This is a genomic window from Nocardioides mangrovi (genome assembly GCF_020073815.1).
In the GTDB taxonomy this organism is placed as follows: Bacteria; Actinomycetota; Actinomycetes; order Propionibacteriales; family Nocardioidaceae; genus Nocardioides; species Nocardioides mangrovi.
In genome coordinates this window covers 297287-315068 of sequence record NZ_JAIQZJ010000007.1, presented here as the reverse complement: position 1 = coordinate 315068, position 17782 = coordinate 297287, and the positions used below count along the sequence as shown (strand labels likewise).

The window sequence follows — 17782 nt, the reverse complement described above, 5'->3', positions numbered from 1 at the left end:
CTCTCCGACGAGGCCCGCGCAGCGACCTACGCCGCCTGGCTCCACTTCTACAATCACCACCGACCCCATACCGGCATCGGAGGCCTCACTCCCGCCGACCGCGTTCACAACGTCACGGGGAACTACACCTAGGCGCCGCTCAGGACTCCGGATCCTCCGGGTGCCGTCGCTTGCGGTCGAGGTCGCGGAGGAAGTCCGGGTCGTCGTCGGGACCCATCACCCGCGGCGGCTGCTGGGGGCGGCGCTGGGTCCGTCGCGGCGCCGGCGTGATGCCGCGGTTCTGGATCGCCCGGGTGGCGAGGTAGACCGCGATCGCGACGAGGATCACGACGAGCAGGAACTTCAGCACACCTCGATCGTAGGACCCTCCTGGTCACGACCTACCCTGGACCCGTGAAGGAGTTCTGGATCTACACCCTGCTGCGGGTCGTGCTGTTCTTCGCCTCGCTGGGCATCGTGGTCGGGGTGTGGTTCCTGATCGCCGGCCGGGTGCCGCTGCTGTGGGCCGTCGTCATCGCGTTCGTGATGAGCGGCCTCGGCTCCTACTTCCTCCTCAACGGCCCCCGCGAGGCGCTGGCCCGCCGGGTGCAGACCCGCGCCGAGGCGATGACCTCGAAGATCGAGGAGATGCGCGCCAAGGAGGACGCCGAGGACGAGGCTCGGCGCGACGCCTGACCGACGGACCCCTCCGACGCCCGCCAGCGCGGGGTCGTCAGCCGAAACCCGCCCGACACGCCGGTGCCGCACGGCGTGCCCGGCGGGTTTCCCCGGGCAGCCGGGGAAACCCGCCGCGAGCGTCAGTCGCCCGCCTGCACAGTCCCGTGCACCTCGGGCGCGCCGGCGTACGAGTGCTGCGACGTCGTCGAGAAGTAGTTGATCCCGATGAAGTTGAACCACAGGGTGAAGGTGCCGACCAGGGCGAGGATGGCCGCGTTGCGGCCCTTCCACCCGGCGGTCGTCCGGGCGTGCAGGTAGGCCGCGTAGACGACCCAGGTGATGAACGCCCAGACCTCCTTCGGGTCCCAGTTCCAGTACGACGACCAGGCCTGGTGCGCCCAGATCGGGCCGGTGATGAGCACCGCGAAGGTCCACACCGGGAAGCCGAAGGCGTGCAGCCGGTAGGACACCCGGTCGAGCACCGCGAGCTCGGGCAGCCGGGCGACGTAGCCCGACGTCGTCCCGCCGCCCTTCGTCACCGAGCGCGACTTGACCAGGTAGAGCGCCGAGGTGATGCCGCCGAGGGTGAAGGCGCCGACCGAGATGATCGCGGACACCACGTGGATCACGAGCCAGTACGACGAGAGCGCCTCGGTCAGCGGCGCGACCGGCGCGTAGAGCCAGAGCACTGCGACCATCAGCACGGTCAGGACGAAGGCGAGGACGATCGGCGCCATCCACGCGAGGCGGAACTTCCGGTAGAGCGCCACGTAGAGGAACGCGACCACGAACGTGCCGGAGAGCGTGAACTCGTACATGTTGCCCCACGGCACCCGGTTGGGGTCCGCGGCCATGCCGCGCCCGACGAGCGAGACGAAGTGCACCGCGACCGCCAGGCAGGTGAGCAGGTAGCCGAGTCGGCCGAAGAACGCCGCTCGTTGCGCGCCGCCGTCGTCCGCCGTCCCCTCGGGTCCGGTCGCGACCGCGACGCCGCCCGGGATGTCGACGGAGTCGCGCGCGGCGGCGCCGGCGGCGACCGGCACCTTGCGCAGCGAGGCCCACTCGGCCAGGTGCGTCAGCAGCGCCAGGAAGTAGACCGTCCCGGCGGCGGCCACCGCCCAGTTGCTCAGGCTCTCCCACTGAACGTCGGTCACGTCTCGTCCTTCCCAGTGCGTTGCAGGGAGGCCACGAGGTCTCCCACGAGGCCGGTGAGGTCTCCCCCGCCGGACCGGTCGAGCGCGGCCACCTCGACCAGTGTGCCGCCCTCCTCCTCACGGGCGCGAACCCAGATCCGGCGCGGCCGGATGAAGAGGGAGCCCAGCAGGCCGATCAGCGCCGCCACGACGCCGGACAGGGCGATCCACTTGCCGGGGGTCTGGCTGATCTGGATCTTCACCCACGGCTGCAGCCCGTCGAAGCTGACGGTGCCGAGCCCGTTGGGCAGCTTGACGCTCTGCCCCGGCCGCAGGTCGAGGCGGTACGGCGCGCCGTTCTTCTTCGTCAACATCGTCGTGTCCGACTTGTCGAGCGAGTAGATCGACTGCGGCGTGCCGTCCTTCATGTGCAGGTCGCCGGTGTAGACGAGCATCGAGATCATCGGGTCGACCGGCTTGCCGAAGAGCGAGTAGTAGCTGCCGGTCTGCTTCGAGAACGACACCGTCGGGTAGAACTCGCCCTCGAGCCCGATCTGGGTCGGCTCCGCGGTCGCGGCCTTCACGACCCCGATCGACTGGAAGGTGTCGTTGATGGGCAGGAAGACCGTCGGGCCGCTGTAGACCTCGTCGCCGTTGCCGTCCTTGACGGTGATGATCGGGGCGTAGCCGTGGCCGATGAGGAAGACGTCGGTGTTGCCGATGCTCAGCGGGTGGTTGACCTTGAGGTCGTAGGACTTCTCCGGGTCGCTGAGGCTCTCCTGGTAGGTCAGCGAGGCGTCGAAGCCGCGCGCCATGCCGGCCCGCGGTCCGTCGGTGAGCCAGTCGGCGGTGAAGTCGTCGACCTTGAAGTAGAAGGGCTCCATGTCGTCGGCGGAGAAGAGGCTGCCGGGGTCGAAGTCGTCGTACTGCGAGACCGTGTTGGAGAAGCCGTTGTCCTTGACCACGATCACGCCGCCCTTGTAGCCGTAGAGGCTGCCCAGCCCGAAGCCGACGAGCACGACGAGGACCGAGAGGTGGAAGAGCAGGTTGCCGGCCTCGCGCAGGTAGCCGCGCTCGGCGGAGATCGCGCCGTCCTGGACCGAGATCCGGTAGCGCTGCCGGCGCAGGGTCTGCTGCGCCCGCTCGAGGACCGCGTCGGCGCCGTCGCTGGTGGAGTACAACGCGTGCTCGGGCAGCCGGCTGAGGTTGCGGGGCGCGGCCGGGGGCTTGGCCCGCATGCCGCGCCAGTAGACGAAGGTGCGGGGCAGGATGCAGCCGACCAGCGAGATCATCAGCAGGATGTAGATCGCCGAGAACCACACCGAGTCGTAGACCGAGAAGAGGCCGAGCTTGTCGTAGATCGGGGTCAGCTTCGGGTGCGCGGTCTGCCAGTTGGAGGTCTTGAGGGCGTCGACGCCCTCCTGCGGGATGACCGAGCCCGGGATCGCCGCGAGCGCGAGCAGCAGCAGCAGGATCAGGGCCGTGCGCATCGAGGTGAGCTGGCGCCACACCCAGCGGAGCAGCTCGCGGAGGGTGAGCTCGCCGGGCCGTCGGTCGTCCTCGGGCGGGCGGGTGCTGAGGGCCGTTCCCCCGGGGTCCCCGCCGGAGCGCGAGCGAAGCGAGTGGTCCGGTGGGGTGGTCATACGGACACCTCGGATCCGTTGACGAGGCGCACCTGGAGCCAGGTGACCGCCTCGGCCCACCAGCCCGTGAGCAGCAGGACTCCCACGCCGACCAGCATCAGGCCACCGATCCGCATCACCGCGACCTGGTGGCGGCGGACGAACGCGAAGGCGCCGAGCAGCCGCTCGTAGGCGACGCCGGCGAGGATGAAGGGGATGCCGAGACCGGCGGCGTAGAGCGCGGCCAGGAAGGCGCCGCGGGCGGCGGTGCCCTCGTTGAGCGACAGGGTGGTGATCGCGGCGAGGGTGGGCCCGAGGCAGGGCGTCCAGCCGACCCCGAAGAGGAAGCCGAGGACCGGCGCGGCCGCGAGGCCGACGGCGGGCACCTGGTGGATCCGCCAGTCGCGCTGGAGGAAGGGCAGCCAGCCGGCGAAGGCCAGGCCCAGCACGATGGTGACGATACCGAGCACGATCGCGAGCTGGCGCTGCCACTCGATCAGCCAGGCGCCGACGGCGCCGCTGAGGCTGCCGATGATGACGAAGACGACCGCGAAGCCGAGCACGAAGAGGACCGAGCCGAGCAGCATCCGGCTCCGCTTGCCCGAGAGCCGGCCCTCGGCGAGGTCGGCGCCGGAGATGCCGGTGGCGTAGGAGAGGTAGCCGGGCAGCAGCGGCAGCACGCACGGGGAGAAGAAGGAGACCAGGCCCGCGATCACCGCCACCGGTATCGCCAGGACCAGGGAGCCCGACAGGGCGGTCTCCTTGAACCAGTCACCCATCCGCCGACTCCTTCTCGACGTCGCGGACGACGTCGACCAGGGTCTGGGTCGAGGGGATCGTGCCGAGCACGCTCGCGGCGACCCGGCCGTCGGCGTCGAGGACGACGGTCGCCGGGGTCGAGGTCGTGGTCAGGGTGCCGGTGAAGGCGAGCAGCGCCTTGCTGTCGGGCGAGTAGAAGGACCGGTAGGGGACGTCGTACGACTTCACGAAGCTGCGCGCCTGGGCGGCGGACCCGTCGCGCACGTTGATGCCGACGAAGGTGGCCTCGTCGCCCAGCTCCTTCGCGGCCGCGACCAGGTCGGGCGCCTCGCCGTTGCACGGGCCGCACCACGAGCCCCAGACCGGGACCACCACGGGCTTGCCGCGGAAGTCGGCGAGGTCGAGCTCCTTGCCGTCGAGGTCCTCCCCGCTGAGCACGATCGGGTCGGCCCGCTCGGGTCGCGCGACCAGCGTCAGCGAGCCGTCACCGCTCACGTATCCCTTGTCGCCCGAGCCCTGCAGGGACGTGCAGCCGGCACCGCCGAGCGCCAGGACGCCGACCAGCGCCGCACCCACGCCACGTCGAATCACGGGGGTCCACATGTCAGGGCCTGCGCTCCTCGGCGGCGCCGCCGGCCGAGAACGGCGCCTTCTTGTCCTTCAGCGGGATCAGGTCACCGGCCGGCTCGGAGTAGCTGACCTGGGTGATCCGGTCGCCGACGAAGTGGAAGGACGTGAGCGAGCAGAGCGTGCACTGCCGCTTGCGCGGGTCGAGCGGGCCGCGGCGCTTCTCGACGTGCAGCCGGGTCGTCCAGATCGGCAGCTGGTGGGAGACGATCACGGCCTCGTGGCCCTGCGCAGCGACGCGGGCGTCCTCGACGGCGGCCATCATCCGGGCCGCGATCTCGCGGTGCGGCTCTCCCCACGACGGACGGGCCGGGTTGTAGAAGTGCCGCCAGATGCGCGGCCGCTTCACGATCGACCAGGCTCCCTGGCTGAAGCTGAGGCCCTCGAGCTTGTTGGCGGACTCGATGACCCGCTCGTCGGTGACGATCTCCAGGCCACGCGCCTCGGCCAGCGGCCGGGCGGTCTCCTGGGCCCGCTCGAGCGGCGAGACCCGGAGGTGGGTGATGTCGCGGTCGCCGATCGTGTCGGCGACCCGCTGCGCCATCCGCTGGCCGAGCTCGGAGAGGTGGAAGCCGTCGCGGCGGCCATAGAGGACGCCCTCGGGGTTGTGCACCTCGCCGTGCCGGAGCAGGTGGACGATCGTGTCGGGGGTCTGGGACGTCACCGGGCTCTCCTAGGCCTGGGCGGCAGCGGCCGCGCGGGCCGCCGCCGGGAGCGCGTCGAGCACGGTCTGCACGGCGCGGTCGTCGTGGGCGGAGGACAGGAACCACGCCTCGTACGCCGACGGCGGGAGGTAGACCCCGGCGTCGAGCATGGCGTGGAAGAAGGCGGCGTACGCCGACGCGTCGGTCGTCAACGCGTCGTCGAAGTCGCGCACCCGGCCGGAGGCGGTGAAGAAGACCGAGAACATCGTGCCGGTGGCCTGGACGACGTGGGCGACGCCGGCCTGGCGGAGTGCGTCGGACGCGGCGCTCTTGACGGTCTCGGCCGCGGCCCCGATGTGGGCGTAGACCTCGTCGGTCGCCAGCCGCAGGGTGGCGAGGCCGGCGGTGGTGGCGATCGGGTTACCGGACAGCGTGCCGGCCTGGTAGACCGGGCCCTCAGGCGCGAGCCGGGCCATCACGTCGGCGCGACCGCCGAAGGCCGCGGCCGGGAAGCCGCCGCCCATCACCTTGCCGAAGGTGACCAGGTCGGGACGCCAGCCCTCGACGGCGCCGTCGAGTCCCCACTGACCCTGCCTGCTCACCCGGAAGCCGGTCATCACCTCGTCGCTGACGAAGAGCGCGCCGTGGGCGCGGCAGGTCTCGGCGAGGAAGGCGTTGAATCCCGCCTCCGGCGGGACGACGCCCATGTTGCCGGGCGAGGCCTCGGTGATCAGGCAGGCGATCCGGTCGGGGTACTCCGCGAAGACCTTCTCCACCGCGGCCCGGTCGTTGTAGGGCAGCACGAGCGTGAGCTCGGTCGACGAGGCGGGGACGCCGGGGGTGCCGGGGACCGCGAAGGTCGCGAGGCCGGAGCCGGCGGAGGCGAGCAGCGCGTCGACGTGACCGTGGTAGCAGCCGGCGAACTTCACGACGACGTCGCGGCCGGTGAAGCCGCGCGCCAGCCGGATCGCCGACATGGTGGCCTCGGTGCCGGAGGAGACGAAGCGGACCTTCTCGACCGGCGCGCGGGCGACGATCTCCTCGGCGAGCTCGACCTCCGGCTCGGTGGGGGCGCCGTACGACGTGCCACGGGCGACCGCGGCCGCGACCTGCGCCTGCACCTCGGGGTGGGCGTGGCCGAGCAGCATCGGGCCCCACGAGCAGATGAGGTCGACGTACTCGTTGCCGTCGACGTCGGTGAGCCAGGCACCGGCCGCCGAGCGGATGAAGCGGGGCGTCCCGCCGACGGCGTTGAAGGCGCGCACCGGGGAGTTGACCCCTCCGGGGGTCACCGACCGGGCTCTCTCGAAGAGGGCGGAGCTGGCGGCGGTGGGGCGGGGCACCGGCCCATTGTCGCTGAGCGGCCCAACCCGGGCGAAGTCGGGGCACCCCCTCATGGGCGCTCCACAGCAACGCGTTTCACCGTCATGACCTGCGGGAATGGTCGTCCCACGAGAGACGACCCGGCCCGAGCCGACGGGACCAGCCGTAACTGTGGCGATCGTTACTCGTTGGTCGGGTCACATGCGGGGCGTGAGGGACGCCCGTGGACGAGGGAGCAGGGGGAACACACGACATGTCCAGAGCGCGATTCGGGCGCGGCCAGAAGGCCATCGCCCTGGTGCCGCTGGCGGTCCTCTCGGTGGCCTGGACGGCGACGATCGCCGGCACCGGGTCCGGCACCGCGCTGGCCGACGCCACCACCACCCCCACGCTCCCCGACGGCAGCACCGTCCCGTCCCAGGCGATCGAGGCCCCGGCGAGCGTGTCGTCGGCCGGCGGCATCTCGCCCGACGACACCCCCGCCCACGCCGGCTCCATGGTCGCCACGGCCTCCACCTCCGGCATCCCGGCCGCGGCGCTCGCCGCCTACCAGCGGGCCGAGACCGTCATCAACTCCGCCGACAAGGGCTGCCACCTGCCGTGGCAGCTGGTCGCCGCGATCGGCCGCGTCGAGTCCGACCACGGTCGCGCCAACGGCAACAGCCTCGACGCCAAGGGCGTCGCCCGGCCGGGCATCTTCGGCCCGGCCCTCGACGGCAAGCACGGCACCTCCAAGATCTCCGACACCGACGCGGGGCAGTACGACGCGGACGCGGTCTGGGACCGTGCGGTCGGCCCGATGCAGTTCATCCCGTCCACCTGGTCGGTGGTCGGCGTGGACGCCGACGGCGACGGCCAGCGCGACCCTCAGGACATCAACGACGCGGCGCTCGCGACCGCCGTCTACCTCTGCTCGGGCGACGACGACCTCTCCTCGCCCCAGGGTCAGCGCGCGGCCGTCTACCGCTACAACCACAGCGCGTCGTACGTCGACCTCGTGCTCTCGATCATGAACGCCTACCTCGACGGCGAGTTCACCTCCGTGCCCAACGGCACCACGTCGGCCGGCTACCTCGTGCCCGCGCCCGACTCGGCCGGCACCGAGCACGCCCACGGCACCCAGCACGGCGGCCAGCACCACCCGGGCAGCACCGACGCGAGCAGCGGCTCGACCGACCAGCCGAGCGACCAGCCCTCGAGCCAGCCGACCGCCGACCCGACCCAGGCCCCCAGCCAGGGCCAGACCGACGGCCCCAAGCTCCCGCTGCCGAGCGTCACCCTGCCGACACTGCCGTCGACGTCGATCACGCCGGTCGACGAGGCCCTCTCCCGCGTGCAGGCGATCGCCCAGTGCACGCTCGACGGCTACATCGACAACATCCTGCGCAGCGACGACCCGTTCGACCAGTGCGTCTACGACTACATGCACCCGAAGGGCTAGGCCGGGCCGCGAAGTCCGGACTTCTCAGGCGACCCCGTCACGTCTCAGGCTTCGCAACGGCCGAGAAGCGCAGCATTCACCGGTGCACCGGTGAATGCTGCACCGCGCGGGATCAGCGCCGCAGGAGCCGGGCGGCCTCGGCCGCCCAGTAGGTCAGCACGATGTCGGCGCCGGCGCGCCGGATCGAGGTGAGCGTCTCGAGGATCGCGGCCTCGCGGTCGATCCAGCCGTGGGCGGCGGCGGCCTCGACCATGGAGTACTCGCCGGAGATGTTGTAGGCCGCGACCGGGACGTCGACGGCGTCGCGGACCTGGCGGACCACGTCGAGGTAGGCGAGGGCGGGCTTGACCATCACGATGTCGGCGCCCTCGGCGACGTCGAGCAGCGCCTCGCGGACGCCCTCGCGGGCGTTGGCGGAGTCCTGCTGGTAGGTCCGGCGGTCGCCCTGGAGCGAGGAGTCGACGGCTTCGCGGAAGGGCCCGAAGAACGCCGAGGCGTACTTCGCGGAGTAGGCGAGGATCGACACGTCGGTGTGCTCGGAGGCGTCGAGGGCCGCGCGGATCACCGCGACCTGGCCGTCCATCATGCCGCTGGGTCCGACCATGTCGACGCCGGCGTGCGCCTGGGCGCGGGCCATCTCGGCGTAGACCTCGAGGGTGCGGTCGTTGTCGACCCGCCCGTCGGGGGTGAGCACCCCGCAGTGGCCGTGGTCGGTGAACTCGTCGAGGCACAGGTCGCTCATCACCGTGAGCGCGTCCCCGACCTCGGCGACCACGTCGGAGATCGCGAGGTTGAGGATGCCGGCCGGGTCGATCGCGCCCGAGCCGACCGAGTCCTTCTCCTCGGGGATGCCGAAGAGCATCACCCCTCCGAGGCCGAGGTCGGCCGCCTCCGCGACCGCCTTGCGCAGCGTGTCGCGGCTGTGCTGGACGACGCCCGGCATCGAGCCGATCGGGCGCGGCTCGTCGATCCCCTCGCGGACGAACAGCGGCAGCACCAGCTGCCGCGGCTCGACCGCGGTCTCCGCCACCAGCCGGCGCAGGGCCGGGGTGGTGCGCAGCCGACGCGGCCGGACGGTCGGTCCGGTCACCGGGGCGACGGGCTGCTCGCTCACGAGCCCGTCACTCCGCCTTGGCGCGGCGGCGGGACGACGGCTTGCGGTCCGAGGGCTTGGTGACCGGCTGGCCGGCCTCCACCATCGCGATCCGGCGGGCGGCGCCGAAGTCGGCGAGCGCGTCGACCAGCACCTCGATGTCCGGCGTCGGCGAGAGGACGTCGACCCGCAGGCCGTGCTCCTCGGCGGTCTTCGCCGTGGCCGGGCCGATCACCGCGATCACCGTGGACGGGTGCGGCTTGCCGGCGATGCCGACCAGGTTGCGCACCGTCGAGGACGACGTGAAGACGACGGCGTCGAACTTGCCGGTCTTGATCGCCTCGCGGGTCTCCGGCGGCGGCGGCGCGGCCCGGACGGTGCGGTAGGCCGTGACGTCGTCGCACTCCCAGCCGAGGTCGATCAGGCCGGCGACGAGGTTCTCGGTCGCGATGTCCGCGCGGGGCAGGAAGACCCGGTTGATCGGGTCGAGGAGCTCGTCGTACTCCGGCCAGTCCTCGAGCAGGCCGGCGGCGGACTGCTCGCCCGACGGGACGAGGTCGGCGCGCAGGCCCCAGTCGGCGATCGCCTGGGCGGTCTTGTCACCGACGGCGGCGATCTTGAGACCCGAGAAGGCGCGGGCGTCGAGGCCGTACTCCTCGAACTTCTCCCGGACCGCCTTGACGGCGTTGACCGAGGTGAAGGCGATCCACTCGTAGCTGCCCTCGACCAGGCCGCGGACGGCCTTGTCCATCTGCTGCGGGTTGCGCGGCGGCTCGACGGAGATCGTGGGGACCTCGTCCGGCACGGCGCCGTAGCCGCGGAGCCTCTCCGAGAGCGACGCGGCCTGCTCCTTGGTGCGCGGCACCAGGACCCGCCAGCCGAAGAGCGGCTTGGTCTCGAACCACGACAGCGCGTCGCGCATGCCGACCACGTCGCCGACCACGGTCACGGCCGGCGGCGCCATCCGGGCGGCGCGGGCGTCGGCGGCGATGCCGGCCAGGGTGGAGGTGACCGTCGCCTGCTCGGTGGTGGTGCCGACGCGGGTCATCGCGACCGGCGTCTCCGGCGAGCGGCCGGCGGCGACCAGCGCCTTGCTGACCTCGCCGATCTGGCCGACGGCGGAGAGCAGCACGAGGGTGCGGGCGTCGGAGTACTGGGTCCAGTCGACCTTGTCGCCGCAGGTCACGACGGCGACCTCGCGGTTGTCCTTGGTGGTCAGCGGGATGCCGGCGTACGCCGGGACCGCGTTGACCGACGAGACGCCCGGGACGATCTCGAAGGCGAGCCCTGCCTTGACGCAGGCCTGGGCCTCCTCGGGACCGGAGGCGTAGAGGAAGGGGTCGCCCGACATCAGGCGGACGACGCGCAGGCCGCGCTTGGCCTGCTTGACGACGACCTTCGCGCGGGCGGCGTGGGTCAGCGGCTGGCCGTCCTCGCCGAAGCCGCCGTCGACGAGCTCAGGCCCGCCCTCGGTGGCGCCGCGGACGACACGCACCAGCTCGGCGTGGTCCGGCAGCTCGGTGACCACGACGTCGGCCCGCTTGAGGAGCTCGACGGCGCGCACGGTGAGCAGTCCGGGGTCACCGGGACCGCTGCCGACGAACGACACCCAGCCACGGGGCTGGCTCTGCTCGGTGGTCTTGCCTCGGGTCATGCGTTCTGCCTCTTGTCTACTGATGAGATCAGGTCGTGCGCCAGTCGTCCGGCCCCGTCGGCGAGCATCTCCTCCGCCAACCGGGTGCCGACGCCCTCGGCGTCGGCGGGGGCACCGGTCGCGGACATCCGCACCGCCAGTGCCCCGTCGGGTGAGAGCGCCACCGCTCGCACCCAGAGCTCTTCCTCGTCCTCCCCCTCGACCACCTCGGCGAGGGCGCCGATGGGGGCCGAGCAGCCACCCTCGAGGGTGGCCAGCACCGCCCGCTCGGCGGCGACCGCGGCCCGAGCCCGCGGGTCGTCGATCGCGGCGGAGATCTCCGTGGCCAGGTCGGACCCGGCCCGGCACTCGACCGCCAGCGCTCCCTGCCCGGGGGCGGGAAGCATCTGCAGCGGGTCGAGCACCTCGGTGGCGTCGTCGAGCCGGCCGATGCGGGCCAGCCCGGCGCGGGCGAGCACGACGGCGTCGTACTCCCCCGAGGTCACCTTGGCGATCCGGGTGTCGACGTTGCCACGAACGCCGACGACCTCCAAACCGAGGCCGAGCGCGTGCAGCTGCGCGGCCCGCCGGGGCGAGCCGGTGCCGACCCGGCTGCCGACCGGCAGCTCGCCGAGGGTCAGCCCGTCGCGCGCGACGACGACGTCGCGCGGGTCCTCGCGACCGGGTACGGCGACCAGCGCGATCCCCTCGGCCGGATAGGTCGGGAGGTCCTTGAGCGAGTGCACGGCCACGTCGACGCGGCCGTCGAGGAGCGCGTCGCGCAGCGCGCTGACGAACACGCCGGTGTTACTGGAGCCGGCCAGCGGGGTGCCGGCGGCCTGGCTGCGGTCGCCGTCGGTGCTGATCTCGACCAGCTCGACCTCCCGGCCGAGGCGCTCCCGGAGCAGGTCGGCGACGTGTCGCGACTGGGTGGTCGCGAGCAGCGAGGCGCGGGTGCCGATGCGGATGGTCGCGGAGGTCATTCGACGAGTCCCTCCGGCCTGGTCACGGCGTCGACGGCCTCGGGGTCGAGGGCGAAGAGCTCGGCGAGCGCGGCGGCGTAGGACACGGCGCCGGTCTCGTTGGCCAGCTCGCGGACCCGGACGGTCGGCTGGTGGAGCAGCTTGTCGGCCACCCGGCGGACGGTGTGCAGCACCTCTGCCCGCGCGGTCTCGTCGAGGTTGGGGAGCCGCCCCGAGAGGCGCTCCATCTCGGCGTCGACGACGGCGGTGGCCATCGAGCGCAGCGCCACGACGGTGGGGGTGACGCTGGCCTGGCGGCGGGCGGTGAGGAACGCCGCCACCTCCTGGGTGACGATCGCGCGGACCGCGGCGACCTCCTGGCCGGCCTCGGAGGAGCGCAGCTCCTCGGCGAGCTCGGCGAGGTTGATGAGGGTGACGCCGGGCAGGTCGGCCACGGCCGGGTCGACGTCGTGCGGCAGCGCCAGGTCGATGATCGACATCTCCCGGCCGCCCGCGACGGCGTCGGCGACCTGGTCGCGGCCGACGACGATGCCGGTGGCGCCGGTGCAGGAGACGACGACGTCGGCGATCGCGAGCTCGGCCTCGAGGTCGGCGAGCGAGGCGGCGCGGACGCCGTACTCGTCGGCGAGCCGGTCGGCGTTGCCGGCGGTGCGGTTGGCGACGGCGACGGCCGCGGCGCCGCGGCGGGCGACGGTGGCGGTCGCCAGCCCGGCCATCGCGCCGGCGCCGAGCACGAGGACGCGCTTGCCGGTCAGGTCGCCGACGGCCGCGTGGCTGCGGTCGAGGGCGGCGGTGACCAGCGACGGAGCGGCCCGGTCGATGCCCGTCTCGGCGCGGGCCCGCTTGCCGACCCGGAGCGCCTGCTGGAAGAGGACGTTGAGGGCCGGGCCGACCGTGCCGATCTCCTGGCCGTTGCTGAGGGCGTCGCGGGTCTGGCCGAGGATCTGGCCCTCGCCGATCGCCATCGAGTCGAGCCCGGCGACCACCTGGAAGAGGTGGGAGACCGCGCCGTCGTCGTAGTGGACGTAGAGGTGCGGCAGCATCGCCTCGGTGGACTCGCCGGCACGGTCCACCAGCAGCCGGGAGACCTCCTCGACGCTGCCGTGGAAGCGGTCGACGTCGGCGTAGATCTCGAGCCGATTGCAGGTCGCGATCACGGTCGCCTCGGTGACGTGCTCGCACGCGGCGACGTCGTCGATGAGCTTGTGCACGCCGTCGCGGTCGAGCGCGACCCGCTCGAGCAGCGAGACCGGCGCGGACTTGTGGGACATGCCGACCACCAGGACGCTCATGCGCTCGCCCCCTCGACCGGGTCGGCGGCGTGCTGGGTCTTGCGCTGCTCGTGGTAGGCGAGGATCTGCAGCTCGATCGAGAGGTCGACCTTGCGGACGTCGACCTGCTCGGGCACCGCGAGCACGCTCGGCGCGAAGTTGAGGATGCTGGTGATCCCGCACGCGACCATCCGGTCGGCGACGTCCTGGGCGGCGACGGCGGGGGTCGCGATGACGCCGATCGCGACGTCGTGGTCGCGGACGATCTGCTCGAGGTCGTCGAAGGGGCGTACGTCGATGCCGGCGACGACCTCGTCGTGGCGGGCGGGGTCGGCGTCGAGCAGCGCGACGACCCGGAAGCCGCGGCTGCGGAAGCCGGAGTAGTTGGCCAGCGCCTGTCCGAGGTTGCCGATGCCCACGATCACGACCGGCCAGTCCTGGGTCACGCCGATCTCGCGGGCGATCTGGTAGCGCAGGTAGTCCACGTCGTACCCGACGCCGCGCGTGCCGTAGCTGCCGAGGTAGGAGAGGTCCTTGCGGAGCTTGGCGCTGTTGACGCCGGCGGCGACCGCGAGCTCCTCGCTCGAGCAGGTGCCGGTGCCCTGGTCGGCCAGCGTCGTGAGGGCCCGCAGGTAGACGGGGAGCCGCGCGACGGTGGCCTCGGGGATGTCCCGAGTGCTCTCGGATGAGGTCCGTGCGGTCACTGCTCTTGTCTTCTCCATGCCAGAGGCTGCGGGGCCGACTGTCTGGGCCGTCGTCGGGCGGCGAAGCCCGGCGGCCCGATCACTGTAGGAGTTTGTGAACGGGAGAACAAAACGGAGGACGGCGCCAGGGGTGGCGTGGGCTAGCACATGTGACATGGCCCACGCCCACGGGGGTCCCGGAGCGGGCCTGCGCCGGCATTTGTGCACGGACGGCTCCGGTCCGGCCCGAGCCTGCCGATGGGGCCCCTTGTCCGACTATCGAGGAGTCGTCCCCATGGCACGCGCGTCCAGCTCGCCCGCCCCCCGCCCGTCCGCGCTCAGGTCGTGGTGGGCGAACCGGCCCATCCGGACCAAGGTCTTCGTCCCGGCCTGCCTGGGCGTCCTCGCGGCCCTCGTCGTCGGCGTCTTCGGCATCACCGAGCTCGCCAACACCGCCGGCCGGAGCCAGACGATCTTCGACGAGAACGTCCACGCGGTCGAGGTGCTCGGCAACGTCAGCACCACGCGCGAGCAGCTCGCGACCACCACGCGCGACCTGCTGCTGGCGGGCGACGGGCCCGCGCAGCAGGCGACCGAGGACTCGTACGACGCGCTCCAGGACACGCTCGACCAGCAGCTCACGGCCTACGAGGCCATCGGCGTCAACGCCACCGAGGCCGCGCACGTCACCCAGATCCGGTCGCTGACCGAGCAGTACGTCAATGCTGTCGAGACCGAGCTCGAGCCGATCGCGGAGCGCCAGGACCTCACCCGGTGGCTCGCGGTCGAGAAGAGCGACGTCGCCCCGATCGCCGACCAGCTCAACACGGAGGTCGACCAGCTGCTCGCGATCGAGAAGGCGCAGGCGGCCGCGGCGGCGGAAGCCGCGCACACGTCGTACACGCACGCCAGGTGGGCCTCGGCCTTCGTCCTCGGGCTCGGCGTCCTGGCCGTGCTCGTCATCGGCCTCCTCGTCTCCCGTGGGATCGCAGGGAACATCGGCCGGGTCCGCCGTGTGGCGGACGCGCTCGCCGAGGGTGACCTGACCCGCAGCAGCGACGTCCACAGCCTCGACGAGGTCGGCCTCATGGGCTCCAGCCTCGACACCGCCACCGTGGCACTGCGCGACCTCATCGCCGTGATGGCGGAGTCGGCGGTCGCGCTCGCCGCCGCCGCGGAGGAGCTCTCGGCCACGTCCGCGCAGATCGCCGCCGGCGCCGAGGAGACCGCCGTCCAGGCCGGGGTCGTCACCACCGCCGCCGGCGAGGTCTCGCGCAACGTGCAGACCGTCGCGGCCGGGTCGGAGGAGATGAGCGCGTCGATCCGCGAGATCTCCGGGTCCGCCAACGACGCCGCCCAGGTGGCCTCGCGCGCGGTCGACATGGTCCACCGGACCAACGAGAGCGTGACCCGCCTCGGCACCTCCTCGGAGGAGATCGGCGCGGTCGTCAAGGCGATCACCGCGATCGCCGAGCAGACCAACCTCCTGGCGCTGAACGCCACCATCGAGGCCGCCCGGGCCGGCGAGGCCGGCAAGGGCTTCGCGGTGGTCGCCGGCGAGGTCAAGGAGCTCGCCCAGGAGACCGCGCGCGCCACCGAGGACATCGCCCGCCGCGTCGAGGCGATCCAGACCGACTCCACCGGTGCCGTCGACGCGATCAGCGAGATCTCCGGGATCATCTCCTCGATCAACGACTACCAGCTGACCATCGCCTCCGCGGTGGAGGAGCAGACCGCCACCACCAACGAGATGTCACGCAACATCACCGATGCGTCGACGTCGTCGACCGAGATCGCGCAGAACATCGCCGGCGTCTCCAGCGCCGCGGACTCGACGACCGAGGCGCTCTCGCACGCGCGGGTCGCGGTCGACGAGGTGTCGCGGATGGCGTCCGAGCTGCGGGGCTCTGTGTCCCGCTTCACCGTCTGAGCGACTCACCGCGAAGCGATATCCCTCCGTCCGCCGCGGTCCCGGCCGATGGGGCACCTGTGGGCGACACCCACGAACCCGCCGAATCCGATGCCCGACCCAAGGAGCACACCCATGTCCGACGACACCCCGACCTCATCCGGCCGCCGTGCCCGGTCCGGCTGGTGGGGCAGCCGCCGCATCCGCACCAAGGTCCTCGCACCGGCCGTCTTCGGGGTCGTCGCGGCTCTCGTCGTGGGACTGGTCGGGCTCGTGCAGCTCTCGAGGGCCGCCGACGCGAGCCAGGAGATCTACGACAACAACCTCAAGGCGGTGAAGGTGCTGGGCGAGATCGCCGTCACCCGCAAGAGCCTGTCCCTCAGCGCCCGCGACATCCTGCTGGTCGGTGACGGAGCGGATCGTCAGGACGTGCTCGACGAGTACACCGGGCTGCAGCAGACCTTCATGGACCAGCTCGACGACTACGTCGCCACCGGCGTCACTGCGGCCAACGCCGACCGGGTGGCCCAGATCCGCACCCTGCTCCCGGAGTACATCGACGCCGTCGACACCAAGCTCGGCCCGCTCGCGCAGGACCAGGACCTGAGCAAGTGGCTCGAGGTCAACAACTCCGAGGTGTCCCCCATCGCCGAGCAGATCAGCAGCGTCCTGGGCGCCATCTCCGACTCCGAGGCCGCGCAGGCTGCCACCGCGGCGAAGGACGCCGAGTCCGCGTACCGCAGCGCGCGGCTGCTCGCGATCCTCGTCCTGCTCGTCGGCTCCGCCGCGGTCCTCGTGGTGGGCCTGCTCATCGCCCGCGGCATCGCAACCGCCGTGGGGCGCGTCCGGGCCGTGGCCGACGCGTTGGCCGAGGGTGACCTGACCCGCTCCAGCGGGGTCGACTCCACCGACGAGGTCGGCCTCATGGGCGCGAGCCTGGACACCGCGACCGTCAACCTGCGGGAGCTGCTGGCGGCCATGAACGAGTCCTCGGAGGCGCTCGCCGCCGCGTCCGAGGAGCTCTCCGCGTCCTCGCAGCAGATCGCCGCCGGCGCCGAGGAGACCTCGGTCCAGGCCGGTGTGGTCTCCGGCGCCGCCGACGAGGTCTCCCGCAACGTGCACATCGTCGCGGCCGGTGCCGAGCAGATGGGTGCCTCGATCCGCGAGATCGCCACCTCCGCCAACGACGCCGCCCGCGTCGCCTCCCAGGCGGTCACCATGGCGACGACGACCAACGAGTCGGTGGCCAAGCTGGGGGTGTCGAGCCAGGAGATCGGCAACGTGGTCAAGACGATCACCTCGATCGCCGAGCAGACCAACCTCCTCGCGCTGAACGCGACCATCGAGGCCGCCCGCGCCGGCGAGGCCGGCAAGGGCTTCGCCGTCGTCGCCAACGAGGTCAAGGAGCTCGCCCAGGAGACCGCCCGCGCGACCGAGGACATCGCCCGTCGCGTGGAGACGATCCAGGGCGACACCAGCGACGCGGTCGACGCGATCGGCGAGATCTCGACGATCATCACGACGATCAACGACTACCAGCTCACCATCGCCTCCGCGGTGGAGGAGCAGACCGCCACCACCAACGAGATGTCCCGCAACGTCGCGGAGGCCTCGACGGGGTCCAGCGAGATCGCGCAGAACATCAACGGCGTCTCGGCGGCCGCCGACGGCACCACCCAGGCCCTGGCTCAGACCCGCACGGCCGTCGACGAGGTCTCGCGGATGGCCTCGGAGCTGCGCAGCTCCGTCGGGCGGTTCACCGTCTGAGGGCCTCACGGAGACGACCCTCGTCGACGCGCCAGAAGTCATGCTGACGGCCGTCGACGAGGGTCACGGGGATCTCCTCGCCGTACCGCTCCTGCAGCTGCGGGTCGCCGTCGATGGAGATCTCGGCGTACTCCTCGCCGAGGTCGGCGCAGACCCGCTCGATCACGGCCCGCGCGTCGTCGCAGAGGTGGCAGCCGGGACGCGAGTAGAGGGTGACGCGTGGGTCGGGCACCGCGC

Annotated in this window: 18 protein-coding genes; 5 read left to right on the top strand and 13 right to left on the bottom strand. The window is 72.2% G+C overall.

The window, feature by feature from the left end:
• Nucleotides 1–132 (top strand): integrase core domain-containing protein (locus K8U61_RS14080; RefSeq protein ID WP_224123671.1); only part of this gene is annotated, 132 nt, incomplete at its 5' end.
• A 7-nt stretch (nt 133–139) separates the two neighbouring features.
• Here the strand turns inward: K8U61_RS14080 and K8U61_RS14075 are convergent.
• Entirely contained in the window at nt 140–349 is a 210-nt protein-coding gene (locus K8U61_RS14075; protein WP_224123666.1) for a hypothetical protein, read from the bottom strand.
• A gap of 44 nt (nt 350–393) precedes the next feature.
• On the opposite strand from K8U61_RS14075, the gene K8U61_RS14070 reads away from it, so the two are divergent.
• On the top strand, nt 394–675 hold the full coding sequence (locus tag K8U61_RS14070; RefSeq protein WP_224123665.1) for a DUF4229 domain-containing protein: 282 nt from the start codon (nt 394–396) through the stop codon (nt 673–675).
• Nucleotides 676–797: 122 nt separating this feature from the next.
• On the opposite strand, the gene ccsB is transcribed toward K8U61_RS14070, so the two are convergent.
• Genes ccsB through hemL form a run of 6 tightly spaced genes read right to left on the bottom strand, consistent with a single transcriptional unit; the run spans nt 798 to nt 6785 of the window.
• Nucleotides 798–1811 (bottom strand): c-type cytochrome biogenesis protein CcsB, encoded by a 1014-nt coding sequence (gene ccsB / locus K8U61_RS14065; RefSeq protein WP_224123664.1) that lies wholly within the window; start codon nt 1809–1811, stop codon nt 798–800.
• Nucleotides 1808–3433: a cytochrome c biogenesis protein ResB gene (resB, locus tag K8U61_RS14060; RefSeq protein WP_224123663.1), complete on the bottom strand. Its 1626-nt coding sequence runs from the start codon at nt 3431–3433 to the stop codon at nt 1808–1810. The genes ccsB and resB overlap by 4 nt, the downstream gene beginning before the upstream one ends.
• The gene (locus tag K8U61_RS14055) at nt 3430–4191 is read right to left on the bottom strand and encodes a cytochrome c biogenesis CcdA family protein (protein ID WP_224123662.1); all 762 of its coding nucleotides are present in this window, start codon (nt 4189–4191) and stop codon (nt 3430–3432) included. Before K8U61_RS14055 ends, resB begins: the two co-directional genes overlap by 4 nt.
• Nucleotides 4184–4762, bottom strand: a complete 579-nt coding sequence (locus tag K8U61_RS14050) for a TlpA disulfide reductase family protein (RefSeq protein ID WP_224123661.1) — start codon at nt 4760–4762, stop codon at nt 4184–4186. Before K8U61_RS14050 ends, K8U61_RS14055 begins: the two co-directional genes overlap by 8 nt.
• A 13-nt stretch (nt 4763–4775) precedes the next feature.
• Nucleotides 4776–5462, bottom strand: coding sequence for a histidine phosphatase family protein (locus K8U61_RS14045; protein ID WP_224123660.1), 687 nt, complete (start codon nt 5460–5462; stop codon nt 4776–4778).
• Nucleotides 5463–5471: 9 nt separating this feature from the next.
• A complete protein-coding gene (gene hemL, locus K8U61_RS14040; protein ID WP_224123659.1) occupies nt 5472–6785 on the bottom strand; it encodes a glutamate-1-semialdehyde 2,1-aminomutase in 1314 nt (437 codons plus the stop codon).
• A 233-nt stretch (nt 6786–7018) separates the two neighbouring features.
• On the opposite strand from hemL, the gene K8U61_RS14035 reads away from it, so the two are divergent.
• The gene (locus K8U61_RS14035; RefSeq protein WP_224123658.1) at nt 7019–8206 is read left to right on the top strand and encodes a lytic murein transglycosylase; all 1188 of its coding nucleotides are present in this window, start codon (nt 7019–7021) and stop codon (nt 8204–8206) included.
• A 112-nt stretch (nt 8207–8318) separates the two neighbouring features.
• On the opposite strand, the gene hemB is transcribed toward K8U61_RS14035, so the two are convergent.
• The 5 genes from hemB to K8U61_RS14010 are packed head-to-tail and all read right to left on the bottom strand — an operon-like array spanning nt 8319 to nt 13908.
• Nucleotides 8319–9320 carry a porphobilinogen synthase gene (gene hemB / locus K8U61_RS14030; RefSeq protein WP_224123657.1) on the bottom strand — a complete coding sequence of 334 codons (1002 nt, stop codon included), beginning with the start codon at nt 9318–9320 and terminating at the stop codon, nt 8319–8321.
• 7 nt (nt 9321–9327) lie between these two features.
• A complete protein-coding gene (locus K8U61_RS14025) occupies nt 9328–10953 on the bottom strand; it encodes a bifunctional uroporphyrinogen-III C-methyltransferase/uroporphyrinogen-III synthase (RefSeq protein ID WP_224123656.1) in 1626 nt (541 codons plus the stop codon).
• On the bottom strand, nt 10950–11915 hold the full coding sequence (gene hemC, locus K8U61_RS14020) for a hydroxymethylbilane synthase (protein WP_224123655.1): 966 nt from the start codon (nt 11913–11915) through the stop codon (nt 10950–10952). The genes K8U61_RS14025 and hemC overlap by 4 nt, the downstream gene beginning before the upstream one ends.
• Entirely contained in the window at nt 11912–13207 is a 1296-nt protein-coding gene (locus tag K8U61_RS14015; protein ID WP_224123654.1) for a glutamyl-tRNA reductase, read from the bottom strand. The genes hemC and K8U61_RS14015 overlap by 4 nt, the downstream gene beginning before the upstream one ends.
• On the bottom strand, nt 13204–13908 hold the full coding sequence (locus K8U61_RS14010) for a redox-sensing transcriptional repressor Rex (RefSeq protein WP_224123653.1): 705 nt from the start codon (nt 13906–13908) through the stop codon (nt 13204–13206). The genes K8U61_RS14015 and K8U61_RS14010 overlap by 4 nt, the downstream gene beginning before the upstream one ends.
• 256 nt (nt 13909–14164) lie before the next feature.
• On the opposite strand from K8U61_RS14010, the gene K8U61_RS14005 reads away from it, so the two are divergent.
• Nucleotides 14165–15799, top strand: coding sequence for a methyl-accepting chemotaxis protein (locus K8U61_RS14005; protein WP_224123652.1), 1635 nt, complete (start codon nt 14165–14167; stop codon nt 15797–15799).
• A gap of 114 nt (nt 15800–15913) precedes the next feature.
• On the top strand, nt 15914–17545 hold the full coding sequence (locus K8U61_RS14000; RefSeq protein WP_224123651.1) for a methyl-accepting chemotaxis protein: 1632 nt from the start codon (nt 15914–15916) through the stop codon (nt 17543–17545).
• Here K8U61_RS14000 and K8U61_RS13995 read toward each other — a convergent pair.
• Complete coding sequence (locus tag K8U61_RS13995) at nt 17535–17777, bottom strand: glutaredoxin family protein (RefSeq protein ID WP_224123650.1); 243 nt, start codon at nt 17775–17777, stop codon at nt 17535–17537. The two genes, K8U61_RS14000 and K8U61_RS13995, sit on opposite strands and share 11 nt — an antisense overlap.
• Nucleotides 17778–17782 lie beyond the last annotated feature (5 nt).

Excerpts from the sequence above, each read along its gene's own strand:
- resB (WP_224123663.1), bottom strand. The coding sequence starts at position 3,433 with ATGACCACCCCACCGGACCACTCGCTTCGCTCGCGCTCCGGCGGGGAC.
- K8U61_RS14055 (WP_224123662.1), bottom strand. The coding sequence starts at position 4,191 with ATGGGTGACTGGTTCAAGGAGACCGCCCTGTCGGGCTCCCTGGTCCTG.
- K8U61_RS14035 (WP_224123658.1), top strand. The coding sequence starts at position 7,019 with ATGTCCAGAGCGCGATTCGGGCGCGGCCAGAAGGCCATCGCCCTGGTG.
- K8U61_RS14025 (WP_224123656.1), bottom strand. The coding sequence starts at position 10,953 with ATGACCCGAGGCAAGACCACCGAGCAGAGCCAGCCCCGTGGCTGGGTG.
- hemC (WP_224123655.1), bottom strand. The coding sequence starts at position 11,915 with ATGACCTCCGCGACCATCCGCATCGGCACCCGCGCCTCGCTGCTCGCG.
- K8U61_RS14015 (WP_224123654.1), bottom strand. The coding sequence starts at position 13,207 with ATGAGCGTCCTGGTGGTCGGCATGTCCCACAAGTCCGCGCCGGTCTCG.
- K8U61_RS14010 (WP_224123653.1), bottom strand. The coding sequence starts at position 13,908 with ATGGAGAAGACAAGAGCAGTGACCGCACGGACCTCATCCGAGAGCACT.
- K8U61_RS14005 (WP_224123652.1), top strand. The coding sequence starts at position 14,165 with ATGGCACGCGCGTCCAGCTCGCCCGCCCCCCGCCCGTCCGCGCTCAGG.
- K8U61_RS14000 (WP_224123651.1), top strand. The coding sequence starts at position 15,914 with ATGTCCGACGACACCCCGACCTCATCCGGCCGCCGTGCCCGGTCCGGC.